The 12,184-nt window shown below is 65.9% G+C and carries 17 protein-coding genes and 1 pseudogene; 3 read left to right on the top strand and 15 right to left on the bottom strand.

From position 1 onward, the window contains the following. Nucleotides 1-7 precede the first annotated feature (7 nt). Both RAMLITH_RS18880 and RAMLITH_RS18875 read left to right on the top strand, forming a co-directional pair. Nucleotides 8-1,753, top strand: coding sequence for a 4Fe-4S binding protein (locus RAMLITH_RS18880; RefSeq protein ID WP_168109005.1), 1,746 nt, complete (start codon nucleotides 8-10; stop codon nucleotides 1,751-1,753). A 142-nt stretch (nucleotides 1,754-1,895) separates the two neighbouring features. Further along, a complete protein-coding gene (locus tag RAMLITH_RS18875; RefSeq protein ID WP_168109004.1) occupies nucleotides 1,896-2,642 on the top strand; it encodes a hypothetical protein in 747 nt (248 codons plus the stop codon). 46 nt (nucleotides 2,643-2,688) lie between these two features. Here the strand turns inward: RAMLITH_RS18875 and RAMLITH_RS18870 are convergent, their stop codons facing one another. The 4 genes from RAMLITH_RS18870 to RAMLITH_RS18855 all read right to left on the bottom strand — a co-directional run bounded on the left by RAMLITH_RS18870 (nucleotide 2,689) and on the right by RAMLITH_RS18855 (nucleotide 4,324). Then, on the bottom strand, nucleotides 2,689-3,159 hold the full coding sequence (locus RAMLITH_RS18870; protein ID WP_168109003.1) for a MaoC family dehydratase: 471 nt from the start codon (nucleotides 3,157-3,159) through the stop codon (nucleotides 2,689-2,691). A gap of 45 nt (nucleotides 3,160-3,204) precedes the next feature. Beyond that, a complete protein-coding gene (locus RAMLITH_RS18865) occupies nucleotides 3,205-3,639 on the bottom strand; it encodes a DMP19 family protein (RefSeq protein ID WP_168109002.1) in 435 nt (144 codons plus the stop codon). A gap of 11 nt (nucleotides 3,640-3,650) precedes the next feature. After that, nucleotides 3,651-3,923: a DUF2164 domain-containing protein gene (locus RAMLITH_RS18860; protein WP_168109001.1), complete on the bottom strand. Its 273-nt coding sequence runs from the start codon at nucleotides 3,921-3,923 to the stop codon at nucleotides 3,651-3,653. Nucleotides 3,924-4,030: 107 nt separating this feature from the next. After that, complete coding sequence (locus RAMLITH_RS18855; protein ID WP_168109000.1) at nucleotides 4,031-4,324, bottom strand: PepSY domain-containing protein; 294 nt, start codon at nucleotides 4,322-4,324, stop codon at nucleotides 4,031-4,033. A gap of 128 nt (nucleotides 4,325-4,452) precedes the next feature. On the opposite strand from RAMLITH_RS18855, the gene RAMLITH_RS18850 reads away from it, so the two are divergent. Next, nucleotides 4,453-4,914 carry a YciI family protein gene (locus tag RAMLITH_RS18850; protein ID WP_168108999.1) on the top strand — a complete coding sequence of 154 codons (462 nt, stop codon included), beginning with the start codon at nucleotides 4,453-4,455 and terminating at the stop codon, nucleotides 4,912-4,914. 79 nt (nucleotides 4,915-4,993) lie between these two features. Here the strand turns inward: RAMLITH_RS18850 and RAMLITH_RS18845 are convergent, their stop codons facing one another. The 11 genes and pseudogenes from RAMLITH_RS18845 to RAMLITH_RS18795 form a co-directional block, all read right to left on the bottom strand. After that, nucleotides 4,994-5,566 carry a hypothetical protein gene (locus RAMLITH_RS18845; RefSeq protein WP_168108998.1) on the bottom strand — a complete coding sequence of 191 codons (573 nt, stop codon included), beginning with the start codon at nucleotides 5,564-5,566 and terminating at the stop codon, nucleotides 4,994-4,996. Between the two features lie 50 nt (nucleotides 5,567-5,616). Beyond that, on the bottom strand, nucleotides 5,617-6,252 hold the full coding sequence (locus RAMLITH_RS18840; protein ID WP_168108997.1) for a class I SAM-dependent methyltransferase: 636 nt from the start codon (nucleotides 6,250-6,252) through the stop codon (nucleotides 5,617-5,619). Between the two features lie 116 nt (nucleotides 6,253-6,368). Then, nucleotides 6,369-7,724, bottom strand: coding sequence for a hypothetical protein (locus tag RAMLITH_RS18835; RefSeq protein WP_168108996.1), 1,356 nt, complete (start codon nucleotides 7,722-7,724; stop codon nucleotides 6,369-6,371). Between the two features lie 240 nt (nucleotides 7,725-7,964). Beyond that, entirely contained in the window at nucleotides 7,965-8,687 is a 723-nt protein-coding gene (locus tag RAMLITH_RS18830; protein WP_168108995.1) for a hypothetical protein, read from the bottom strand. After that, nucleotides 8,657-9,214, bottom strand: a complete 558-nt coding sequence (locus RAMLITH_RS18825; RefSeq protein ID WP_168108994.1) for a GNAT family N-acetyltransferase — start codon at nucleotides 9,212-9,214, stop codon at nucleotides 8,657-8,659. The genes RAMLITH_RS18830 and RAMLITH_RS18825 overlap by 31 nt, the downstream gene beginning before the upstream one ends. 8 nt (nucleotides 9,215-9,222) lie before the next feature. Then, nucleotides 9,223-9,627, bottom strand: coding sequence for a nuclear transport factor 2 family protein (locus RAMLITH_RS18820; protein ID WP_168108993.1), 405 nt, complete (start codon nucleotides 9,625-9,627; stop codon nucleotides 9,223-9,225). Between the two features lie 43 nt (nucleotides 9,628-9,670). Next, entirely contained in the window at nucleotides 9,671-10,114 is a 444-nt protein-coding gene (aac(6'), locus tag RAMLITH_RS18815; RefSeq protein ID WP_337786180.1) for an aminoglycoside 6'-N-acetyltransferase, read from the bottom strand. A gap of 34 nt (nucleotides 10,115-10,148) precedes the next feature. Next, nucleotides 10,149-10,391: pseudogene (locus RAMLITH_RS26125) on the bottom strand (VOC family protein); the annotation flags it as partial. Between the two features lie 240 nt (nucleotides 10,392-10,631). Then, nucleotides 10,632-10,961: an addiction module antidote protein gene (locus RAMLITH_RS18805; protein ID WP_168108990.1), complete on the bottom strand. Its 330-nt coding sequence runs from the start codon at nucleotides 10,959-10,961 to the stop codon at nucleotides 10,632-10,634. A 2-nt stretch (nucleotides 10,962-10,963) separates the two neighbouring features. Next, nucleotides 10,964-11,257 (bottom strand): type II toxin-antitoxin system RelE/ParE family toxin, encoded by a 294-nt coding sequence (locus RAMLITH_RS18800; protein WP_168108989.1) that lies wholly within the window; start codon nucleotides 11,255-11,257, stop codon nucleotides 10,964-10,966. 179 nt (nucleotides 11,258-11,436) lie between these two features. Continuing rightward, a complete protein-coding gene (locus RAMLITH_RS18795; protein ID WP_168108988.1) occupies nucleotides 11,437-12,027 on the bottom strand; it encodes a hypothetical protein in 591 nt (196 codons plus the stop codon). Between the last annotated feature and the right edge of the window lie 157 nt (nucleotides 12,028-12,184).

The raw sequence follows: 12,184 nt of genomic DNA, 5'->3' as shown, positions 1-12,184 counted from the left end.
AAGAGCGATGCCCAAGCGAATCATTCTCGCGTGCGTACTGTCCGTGGCGGCGGCCTGGTGGGGACCGGCGACCGCGCACGGAACCAACGAACACGGCGTGCCGACGATCGCCGCGCCCGCGGAGCAGGCCGCCGGTCCGGCAGCCGACGTCCCGCCGGACCAGGGCACCCCCGCGCCGGCCGCAGCGAGCGCCGACGAAGCCGGCGCGGACGCCGAAAACGTGATGATCCATCCCGGCCTGCCCGGCGAATGGATCCAGGCCGCCGCCATCGTGATGGCCCTCATCGCGTTGTGGTCGCTGCTGGCCCGCCCGGCCAGCGACGCGCCGCCGCGCAGCTGGAATCTCGCGCGCATGCCGCTCGTCGGCCGCCTCGTTCGCTTCCTGAACGGCAGTCCTTATCCGCTGCTCGCGGCGCGCCTGGCCTCCGTGAGCGTTTTCCTGGTGGTGATCGCGGCAGGCTTCTTCGGCACCGTCCATCCCGAGCACAACATCGCCACCGCCTTCGTGTGGAACATCTGGTGGCCGCTGGTGATCGTCGCGGTGTTCTTCATCGGCTCGGCCTGGTGCGCCGTCTGCCCCTGGGACACGCTGGCCAACTGGATCGTGCGCCGCAGCTGGTGGAAGCGGGTCACGCCGCACCCGGGCCTGAACCTGAAGGTGCCGCGCGCCCTGCAGAACGTGTGGATCGCGCTGCTGATGTTCATGGGCCTGAGCTGGCTGGAGCTGGGCGCCGGCGTCACCGGCAAGCCACTGCTGACGGCGGCGCTCGGCATCGTCATGCTGGTGCTGTCGGTCGTGTTCCTGCTGGTGTTCGAGCGCAAGGCCTTCTGCCGCTACGCCTGCCCCGTCGGCCGCACCGTAGGTTTCTATTCGCGGCTGTCGCCGATCGCCGTGCGCCCCATCGCCCAGTCCACCTGCGACGGCTGCAAGACCATGGAGTGCTACCACGGCTCGGAGACCATCGAGCCCTGCCCCAGCCGCCTGGTGGTCGGCCGCTTCAGCGAGAACACCTTCTGCCTGTCGTGCGGCAACTGCGTGCTGAGCTGCCCCGAGAAGAACGTGTCCTGGCGGCTGCGCACACTGGACACCGAGGCCAGGAAAACCGGCACGCCTGGCTGGGACGCCGCCTGGTTCATGCTGGCGCTGCTGGGAATCACCAGCTTCCACGGCATCACGATGATCCCGCAGTGGTCGGAGTGGGTGGTGACGATGGGCACCGCCATCGGCGAAACGGGACACCTGTTCCTGAGCTTCGCGGCCGGCATGGTCGCTTCGTCCGCGCTGCCGGTCGCGTTGTACGGGGCCATGATCGCGCTGGCCAACGTCGGCGGGCAAGGCGCCGCGTCCTACCGCAAGCTGTTCGGCGGCTTCGCCTTCACCGCCCTGCCGCTCGCTTTCGCCTATCACCTCGCGCACAACATGGACCACCTGCTGCGCGAAGGCGGCGACGTGCTGCGCGTGATCGCCAACCCGTTCGGCCTCGGCGCCAGGCCCCTGACCAGCACCGAACGCCACGACCTGATGATGGCCGTGGTGATGCCCGAGAACGTGACGTTCACGATCCAGGCCGGCCTGATGGTGCTGGGTTTCTGGCTGGCGGTGCAGATCGCCCGCTACCAGGCGCGCCGCCTGCTGCCCGCCAGCGGCGGCGTCGCTACCCGCCTCAGGTTGCTGCCGCTGCTGGCGTTCTTCGCGCTGGTGACGGCGGCGAACTTCTGGCTCATGGCGCAGGACATGGAGATGCGGTTCTGACGCCGGCCGGCCCCCGAGGCGCCGGGCCGGCTTAGGCGAAGCGCCTAAGGCCGCTAAGGAACTCCCGGAGGGCGCGCTTGTATCTGAATGCGTTAATTGCAACAGGTAAGAAGATGTTCACGTTCGCAGGAAGTCCGTTGCAATGACCACCATCCGCGATCTCTGGTGCATCGTGCGAGGCCACAAGAGCCGGTTCAGCCCCAGGGCCCCCGCCTCCTGCGAGCCTGCGAGAGCGCGGCGCCGCGCGGTCCCCGACGCACCCCAACAAGTGGCCGGCCTCGACCTGGAGGCTCCCGCCATGGCGCAGCCGGACCTGGCGCTGTTGCACACCGGCGGCGAGAAACTGCTGGAGGCGGCGCGCGCCCTTGGCCGGACGCCAGCCCTGGCCGTGATGCAGGTCGACGACCTGCCGGAACTCGAACTCGTCTTCGGCCGTCCCGGCGTCGACCGGGTCCTGCAGGCCATCCAGTCCGGACTCACGCGGGTTGCCGCCGGGCAGGGTCTGGTCGTTCGAACCGCCGCCGACACGTTCGCACTGCTGACGGCGGGCGGCGGCGCCGGAGCGGCCATCGCCGCCCTCCAGGCGCGATTCGGCAAGCCCTGCACGATCGAACTCGGGTTCGGCCGCGACGAGATCCTGGTCGTGCCAGACGTCATGGTCCATCCGGTGGGCCCGCAGGACTCGGTGGCGCAGGTCTACGCCGACCTGTGCCGCTACGTCGCGAAGGCGCGCAAGCACCGCCAGGCCATCCTGGGTTGCGTGCCGCAGCAGGTGGCGTGCGACAGCGCGGCCAGCGCATCGCCGATCCATCTCGCAACGTCCGCAGCCGCGCCCCGGTACATCCCGCCGCTGCCGGCGACCATCCCGGTTCCGCTCGCCCTGCACTGACGCACACGGCCGGCCGGCGTTTCACGCCCCTCGGCCAGCGGCTTGCCTAGCTGTCGGCCGTCGCCGGCGAGCGGCGGCGGTAATGCTGCCGCCCCGTCATCGAGCACACCACTTCGCCGTGCTGGTTCAACACGTCCCAGCGGAACTTGACCGTGCCGCGGGCCGGGTCTTTCTGCGACGGAGCCTGTTCCAGCACGACCGAATGCAGCCGCAGCGCGTCGCCCGGCCGCACCGGCTTGAGCCAGCGCAATTCGTCCAGCCCGGGCGATCCGATGCAGGAGGTCTCCAGCAGGTAGCCGTCGCACATCAGCCGCATCGCCACGGCGCAGGTCTGCCAGCCGCTGGCGATCAGGCCGCCGAAGGGCGACGACTTCGCGGCCTCTTCGTCGGTGTGGTACGACTGCGTGTCGTATTCGCGGGCGAAGGTCGTGATGTCCTGCGCCGTCAGCGTCCGCGGCGGCGATTCGTAGCGCCAGCCCGGCGTGAAGTCTTCCCAGTAGTACCTGACGGGTTTCATCCGCATGCCTCCGTATCGTTGGCGAGTGGTTTCATGCCGGGCGTCTCACGCGCCGAACGCATCGATGTGGCGCTGCACGTACTGCGACAGTTTCTCCCACACCGACGCATCGCCCGTGATGCGCTCGCCGAGGCTGGCGAACCGCGGGTCGACGCGCATCTTCTCCAGCCATACCTGGCGCAGTTCCTCGAAGAAATGCGGCTCGCCGAACGGGAACATCAGCGCCGACGCCTCGATGCAGGCCGCGGCCGATTCCGCGCCGATGCGGCGGTAGGCCTGCACGAACACCTCGTACGCGGGATTGTTCGGAAAGTCGGTTTCGAAGAAGTATTCGAGGCCGCCGCTGTCGATCATGGCCTGGGCCATCTCGACCAGCAGCAGTGTCTGCAGCGGCAGCGGCAGCGCCTCCAGGTCGCCGCCGGCCGCCGCGAGGCGCGAGACCGCGTAGTCGTACGGCTTGCCGAGCGGGGAGTCGGTCATGCGCCGCGCACCTACCCCGGCTTGCGCTGGCGCTCGAACTTGCGCCAGTACTGGAACTCGTCCTCGTGCAGCTCGATGTCGAGCTCCATCACCCGCGCCTGCAGCCGCTCCTGCGCCTCGGCCACCGCCCGGTTGTAGACCAGCGGCCCGATCTCCTCCAGGAAGAACGACAGGAGCCCGCCGGCGGCGATGTTGCCGATCGGCTCTTCCATGTTCTCCCTGAAGTACCGCTCGATCGAGGCGATGGCCTCCTTGCGCGCTTCCTTCGGTATCTCGATGGCCATGCTGCTTTCCGGAGGGGTTACGTCCTGCCGCACCGTTGCGGCTCGCTGCGTTGCCGGCAAACCTTTGCCGAGGCGGCGAGCATGGTCAATCTACCATCACCGAAGGCTCAGTCGTCGTGGTCCTGGCGCTCGCTGGCCACGATGCGCCCGCCGCGCGCTGCCACCTCGAGCTTCAGCGGCGCTTCGCCGCGCGACTTCACGGTGACCTTGTACACCGGTAGCGCCGAGCGATCGTCCAGGCGCGCGCGAACGGCGCGTCCGTTGCCCATGGACTCGGCGATCACGACGGCCTGCGCCATCGTCAGCTGCGCCTGCGGCGCCTGGATCTCCAGGGGTTGCACTTCGGCCATCGCGGAAAGCGACAGCGCGACGGCGGGAATGGCGAGGACAAGACGGTTCATGGGACGGTTCCTTTGCAGACGGGCGAGCAATGTGCCCACCCTGAGGGGAAGCATCCGCACGGGGACTTACCGGATTCTTAACACCGCGCCGCGCGTAGGATCCGCACTTCGACCCAGGGAGAGTCATCATGAACAAGCTGTCTTGCGCGCTGGCGACGACCCTGGCCCTGGCCATCGCGCCTGCGGCGGCGCAGCAACCGGCGCCGCCCTACGACGCCGAGCTGGCGGCACGGGCGGGCGCCGACGAGCGGGGCATGCGCGGCTACGTGCTGGTCGTGCTGAAGACCGGACCGTCACGGGTGCCGGACGGCCCCGAGCGGGACGAGATGTTCCGCGGGCACTTTGCCAACATGAAGCGGCTGTCGGACGAGGGGAAGCTGGTGCTGGCGGGCCCGTTCGACGGCGTGGACGGCTGGCGCGGCCTGTTCGTGTTTGCCGTCAAGGACATCGACGAAGCCAGGCAGCTCGCGGCGAGCGACCCCGTGCTGGCGAAAGGCGAGATGGTGGCCGAGTACCACCAGTACTACGGCTCGGCGGCGCTGATGCTGGTGCCGCAGCTGCACCAGAAGCTTTCGAAAAAGCGGAATTAGACGAAGCCCAGGCTCGCGTAGGCGGCGCCCGGTAACGACAGGCGCAGGCCAAGCCACAGGATTGCCTTGCGCCGTGTCGTCATGGGCAGCCTGACCGTTCGCGCGCGGCGGCCGTCGGCGCCGCAGGGAGAACCGCTGGCTCGTGCACGGCCGCATGGGTGGCCGCGCGCCGGGAAGCCCGCTCCGCGGGCGCGAGCACTTCGCGCTGCAGCCAGATCCGGAACCGGATCGTCGCGTCGGACCGGCTGCGCGCCAGGTAGCCATCCAGCGAGCTCGCCTGAAAATACAGTTCGCGCTCGCCTTCCGGCCGCGCGATCGCGTCCGGCGCGATTCGCACCAGGACCTGCTCTCTCGGGAAGTCGGGGACCAAATCCCGGATATCGCGCAACCGGACCCAGCGAGTTCCGGACAGGTCCTCCTGGATCCTGACGCGGTGTCCCTTGTACGCGAAGTAATTGCCCTGGATGTCGCGACAGGCGACTTCCTTCACTGCCCGGAACGAAGCGCCGAGGAACGACGCGACGAGCGGCGCCAGCGCCACGGCGACGAGGGGCGACGTGAGCACGACGGCAACGGCCAGGCCGAGGCCGGCGCTGGATCTCCAGCCGAGGAGCCACACGAGCGCCGCGGCGACCAGGAGGGCAACGGACAACAGGAGTTGGTTTCGCACGTCAGCGGCCCGGTGATGAAGGCCATCGCGCCTTACGTCGCAACGGCATATTCGATCGCCCAGAAGTACTGCCACTGGTGGAACTCGAAGTCCGTGCCGATTCCCCCGATCGCCTCACTCAACTCCAGATGGGACGGGAAATTCTTCAGCACGCGATGAGTCGATCCATCGGCAAGATGCCGCATCTGATACGTATTGCCCTGTGCGTCGCGCCCGGAAATGGGCGTGCTGCTGCACTCGACGAACCGGTTGTCGAGGAACACGACTTTGGCGCCTGGCACCAGCGCCCGGTGCAGATGGGTCAGAAACTCGCGGACCCGGTCCTTGGGAATGTGGGAGAACCAGAACCCGGCGAAAGCGGATTGGAAGCCGTGAGCGGCGGCCGGCAACCGGTAGGCATCGCCAACCACGAATTCGACGTCCCCTGGTGCAACGCGCGTCCGCGCGATCTGCAGCGTCTCGGGAGAGGCATCGACGGCCAGCATGCCCGAAGCCACGGGCGCCAGGTACCGGGTCCAGTAGCCCGTGCCGCATGCGACTTCGAGGACGGACCTGCCCGCGAACCGGGGCGGCAGCCATCTGCGGATGGCATCCAGGTCGGCCTGCCGCTCCGGCTTGAGATAGACGCGGTCGTACTCGGGCGCCCGTGCTGCGTAATAGTCATGCATCAGTCGGTCTGGCTGCGGCTCGGCGCTGCTCCGCTCATGTTTCGGAGCGATCCCGGTGATTCCCCGCGCTGCCTTCGAGAGTGCTCCCGCATCCGGTCTGCGCATTGATGCCATCGTCAGGACCCACTGCTCGGGGTACTTGCAAACTCCAGATAGCGGTAGTGCGTCTTGTCTGCTACTTCGTGCGGGGCGACTTGAAGGAGCAGGGGAGACGACACCGAGAATCGATACTTCGATTCGCCGAGCCGTTGCCAGGACCCGCGGGTGACAACCGACGTCCGGTGCAGCCAAAATGGCATCCCGAAACGCTGCACCCCGAGCAACACGCCTTGTTGGGAATAGGTTGACACCTTGAGCACAGGTCTATCCGGGCTACCGGTGGCAATGAATGTCAGAAGCCGGCCTGCCCCCTCGTCGCAGTAGTAGTCGAAGGCCGCGTTGTCCGGGGTCACGTGGCCCAGCACGACCGGATCCGCCCCGCTTTCGGCGGCGATGACGGCGGCATAGGTCCGCCCGCCGTGGTCCCCGAACTCCATGTTCGAGATGACCATGCCGCAGGCCTCGATCCTGTTGGCCTCACGATCGATCTTGATGCCGCGCCTGCGGCTCTCGAGTACGGCCGACAGGTACGTCGATGCAGCGATCGGCTTCAACGACTCCCTCTCAAGCCGGAAGGCAAGTGTCGGCGACGCTCCCTCAGCCGTGTTCAACGTCCCGAGACCCAAGGCCTCATCGAGAAAGCGGGTGAGCTCGTGATGAAGGTAGACGGGGGTATTCCATCCGAGCAGTCGCCGCAGCATGTTGTCATGGAAGATGCTCAGCCCAAGCTTGTCACCGATGGCCACGCCAGGAAAGGGACGCGGCAGGGGGAACGTGCGATGAAACTCTCCCGCCAGTTGTCCTGGCGCCGCCTCGACGCGTATGTTCAGTCGGCTCCAACCATCGGCGCTGGTGCGTTTCACGACAAGCCGGGGATACAACGAATGGCCGATGATCAGCTCACGTCCTCGCGCAGCAAGCAAATCCTCGAGATCGATCGTCGCGGCAGCGTTGATCAGTGCTCTTCCGGGAGAGATGCGCGCGCCATATCGCGTTTCAGCAGTGACAAACACCACCGGGCCTGCCGCGGCGAGGAACGGGTTCGTGTCCCCGTGCAATGCCACAGGCTGGCCCCGTGCCAGGTTCAATGACTTGTGAACGACGACCTGCGGACGCAGCAGGCCCTCCGCGCCCGACAGGTGCTGAGGAAGACGAGCCAATTCCACACCGAGGCTGCCTCCGATCCACAGCGCGACCACCAGCAGACCACGCACAGCGTTCCTGACCGGGAGCGCCGCACAGATCATCAGCGCGAGCGCAATCAGCACCAGGTCCGCAAAAGGCAAGATGAAGAGCGGCCCAAATATGGGTGTGTACGAACCGAGCAGGCAGACCGCAGCGACCGCCAGCATGATCAGCCCCACCTTAAGCATCTGCCGCCTCCTCGACGATCTGCACTGAACCGCGTCGAACCGCTTCCGGGCCTACGCCCCCCCTGGTCATGCGCAGGGGCGAGCATCTCCGATGTGTGCAACTCCCTCCGTCCGCGCCGGATCCAGGAGCGACCTGCACGGGCGGCCTGACCTGAGGGCCGACGCACATGATTCGAGGACGCGGCAGCGCACGGAGCACCTGTGCGCCGGTGCCGAACGACCAGTCAGGTCGCATGCGGCTCATTCGATCTTTTCGTCCAACGACTTCAGCGCATTCATCACGGTCTTGTCCTTCGCGTAGCGCCGCTTCAGCGCTGCTAGTCGCGTATCGGTTCCCGCGCAATAGATGTCGAGGCTGTCGTTCACGAAGTTGCGGCGTTCCACTTGTTCCGGCAGATTACCTTCCGTGGGCTCTCCCCGGAAGTGATCGCAGAGCCTTCGGTCCTCCAGGTAACGGGCGACGTCGCGCGGCAATTTCTGGGCGACAGCGCACAGCGGCACCAACGAAGCGAGGACCAGCACGAGTGCTCTCATGCGATTGAACGTGAAGGTGACCGGCACGTTGTGGCAAGAGCCGCCGGGTGCACGGTTTCCAACGGCGCCGTGCCGCCCCTTGCCGCAACGTGTCTGAGTCGACATTGGCGTGGGGATCAGATCTTCAAACGAAAGTAGTCCGACATGGATGCTACGACCGTTGCCGTCGATTTGGCAAATGCTGTCTTCCCGCCGGCTGGGGCGGATGATCAGTGGAAGATCGTGCGCACGCACCGGTTGACCCGGCGTCGGTTTGAACGCTTCTTTGCCGCCCGCGCCGTGAAGCTGGTCTTCCTGGAGGCGTGCGGCTCGGCGCACGACTGAGCCCGATGGCTGGCCGGCCCAGGCATTGCGGTTCGTTTGCTGCCCCCAGACATGTGCGCCGTTGCATGCGCTCCTCACCGCAAGGCGATGCGGAAGCGCAGGCATGGCTTGCTGCCGAACTGCGGCGGCTTGATGAATCGCTCGTGCAGCGTGCCGCCGGCGGCCAGGATGACCTTCTGCGATGCGATGTTGTCCGGGTCGGCCGTGAGCTCCACGTACGGCATTCCCATCAGGCGCGCTTCGTCCAGCATGCCAAGCAGGGCTGCCGTCGCATAGCCGCGGCGCTGCTTCCATGGGACGACCGAATAGCCGATATGCCCAAGGCAGTACGGCGGCAGTTCCGTCGTTCCGTGCTGCCACCGGAAGCCTATGCTCCCGGCGAACTCGCCGTCCCACATCCACAGCCGAAGCCCCGGCAGCCGGGGAACGGTCGACCCATCGGGCATGGCGACGGGCAAGCCCTGGCCTTCCCGGTTGTCGAGCGAACGCACGAACGCGCCCGCGTCGGCCTCGATGAGCGCGATCTCTTCCAGTGACGCGGCAAGTCCGCGCTCGTTGTTGGGCGACCAGCCGGCCTTGAGCGCGGCAAGGTAGCTGGGAAGATGGTCTTCGGTTGGGCGTACGAGCTGCATCGCCGCTCTCACGGCGCAGGTAGCGCGATGCCAGCCCACTGCAGCGCCTCCGCCCGCTCGGCAAAAGTGCGGTACTCGACGATCCTGCCGCCGCGGAACATGAAGCCGTCGGCGAATCGTCCGCCCGTCCACTCGGTCGCGTTCTTCAGGCGCACCCAGGCATGAAGGTACACGACGACCTTGTCTCCGTGGACCAGGAACTTCTCGGGCTCGCACGTTCCCTCGGCCCAGGTTCCACGGCCGGTCCTGACGTTCTCCTGCACTGCCGCGATGCCGCGGTAGGTGCCGACTGTCGGAAACCCCTCGGGCTCGACGCGAACGATCTGCGGATCGAAGTGCCTGGTGATGGCCTGCATGTCGTTGCGGTTGATCGCGGCGAAGAACTGCTCGAGGGCTTCTACTTCGGTGGTCATGGGTCCTCCTCCGGCGGGGGGCTGGTTGGGCGGCCCCGCTGCGTCAGCGGGGTACCTTCCTGAAGAACACCACGCGCTCCGTCTCGACGAAACCGAGTGCGGCGTGCATGGCGTGGCTGGAAGTGTTCTCGATCGCAGCATCGGATGCAAGCTCCGTGCAGCCCATGCCCAGGGCCCAGCGTTCCGCGGCGGCGACAAGCTCCCGGGCAACGCCGGAACGCCGCGCCCGAGGCACGACGTAGATTCCTTCGAGAAAGGCGACCGGCGAAGTGTCCGCGCCGTTGACGTAGTCGGTGCGGATCGCCACTTCAACCAGACCGACCGCAACGCCCGACCCGTCGTACTTGACGAACTGCGCGAAGCGGGCAGGCTCCGCCAAGAACGCCGACATTTCGGCGAGATGCTCCTTCGCCGCGCAATGCGGCCACAGTTGCTGTCGGAGCGCAAGCCATCCGGGCTGGCTGACGTCGCTGCACTGCTGGATCACGGCGGCCTGAACCCCGGTCGATCGCGGCCCTGCGTCATCGGCCGAGCGGTTGCACGACGTGTGCCACCGCGCCGGTGGGATCGGCAATGGCGCAGACCCTTCCGAACTCGGGGACCTCATGCGGAGGCACCAGGACGCGCCCGCCGAGCGCAGGCGCACGCCTCGCGCATTCTTCGACATCGTCCACGGCGATGTACGCGTGCCAGTACGCCCCGCCCCCGGAAGCTTCCGACGTCGGATTCATCATTCCCGCCACGTCCTGGCCGTCCTGCTGGAAGAGCGTGTAGGACGGTCAAGGGTCTGCTTCACGATGCGCATCATGCGTTGCCGCCAGCGGAACTGCAAACTGAACGCGCCGATGGCCGCTCAGCGCTCAGCCGGTGCCGAAACGGTGGCCGGCCAGCGAATGCGCGGGGGAGTTATTGCACGGCCTCAACGTCGGAGATGACCGGCGTCCAGTACGCCGGCGGAGCCGGCCAATAGGACGTCCCAGTCGAACGACCTGTTCGACAGCAACTCACGCGGGCTGCGCATGAAACTTCACGCCGAGGGCTCGCGCAACCTTCAGAACGGTCGCAAAGCTGGGGTTGCCGTTCTCGCTCAGGGCCTTGTAAAGGCTTTCTCGGCTTAGACCAGCATCTCGCGCGACCTGGCTCATGCCTTTCGCGCGCGCGATGTCGCCAAGTGCACGAGTAATACCCGCAACGTCATCGGGGGCCTCTTCAAGCCATGCGTCCAAGTACGCCGCCATTTCTGCTGGCGTTCGAAGTTGCTCCGCTACGTCATACGCGACCGTCTTGGTGTAAGCGGGCGCAGGGGCCTTTGCTTTCGATGCTGCCTTTGGCATAACTACTCCTTCAGGCCTCTAGCCAACGAGATTGCCGTCTTTATGTCCTGCTGCTGCGACGACTTGTCTCCGCCGGCGAGAAGAATGATCAGAATTCCAGCACGCTCGGTGTAGTAGACGCGATACCCGGGACCAAGATCGATCTTCAACTCGCACACGCCATGCGTCAGCACTCGGTGTTGCCCAGGATTCCCATGAGCCAGCCGATCCACTCGGACCTGGACTCGCGCGCGGCCGACTCTGTCCTTGAGGGAGTTGATCCAATCTCGGTAGACCTCGGTCATCTCCACGCGCATGCGCAGAGTGTATCCTATGGACTACAGTCGGTCAAACTCAACGGGAGGCGGCCTTTGCGGTCGAACGTCGGAGTTGACCGGCGCGCACCGGCAAGGTGCCGCGAGACGTATGCTCCCGCGCACGGCTTGCGGCGCCTTGCCCGTGCGTGTCCGCGTCGAACGACCTGTTAGGCAGCACTTCAGCGTGGTGCCACATGCGCATTTGGAACAGATGGCGGCGGAGTTGTACTGGCCGGATAGAAGTAGGCATAAGCGGCAAACACGGCGCCAGCAACTCCGATGAAGAATCCCCAGGTCGTATAGCGTTTCTGTGCCTTGTAATCTTTCTTGTACACCGTGACCAGTTCCCGGATTTGGATCGTCAGTGGCTCAAGGAAGTGATCCTTTCCATCCAAGTGGTCACGCAGGCGCTCTAGGTGAATGCGGATCTCGTTGGGAAGCCCCTCAAACGGCTCCGTTCGCTTGTGCGTGGAGATGTACCCTTCGATCAATGCTCTATGGCTTTGTAGTTCTTTGTCCGCCCCGGTGAGGATGTCCTTTAGCAATTCACGCGCGAGCTGATACGTCGTCGTAACGCTCACATCCGAAGTCTCGGCGATATCGAGCATCTGCTGCCATGAAGGTTGCGTATGAAGAATGGCCCGTACCATCTCCCCTTTGAACTTGCGCCTCGAGTCTTCTTTAAACTCCTCGATTTTGACGACCAACCAGAGCCCGAGGATGGCCGCGGCAATTCCGAGAATGATTACTAGCCAAAGGGGTAGTTCCATGCTAGGGAGTGTAGCCGTCCGCCGTTCCGCCTAACGAGGCTGTGCAAAAACCGCCTTCGCGGCCGCAGCGAAGTGGGCGATTGGATCGAACAGGAATTGCATCGCGGTCATGCTCGCTCGGGGCGCCGATTTGATCTCCAGCCGATTCTGGCAGCCT

Origin of the sequence: Ramlibacter lithotrophicus, from assembly GCF_012184415.1 — a bacterium.
Lineage (GTDB): Bacteria > Pseudomonadota > Gammaproteobacteria > Burkholderiales > Burkholderiaceae_C > Ramlibacter > Ramlibacter lithotrophicus.
The sequence above is the reverse complement of the archived record's forward strand: the minus strand, read 5'-3'. Positions and strand labels throughout refer to the sequence as shown.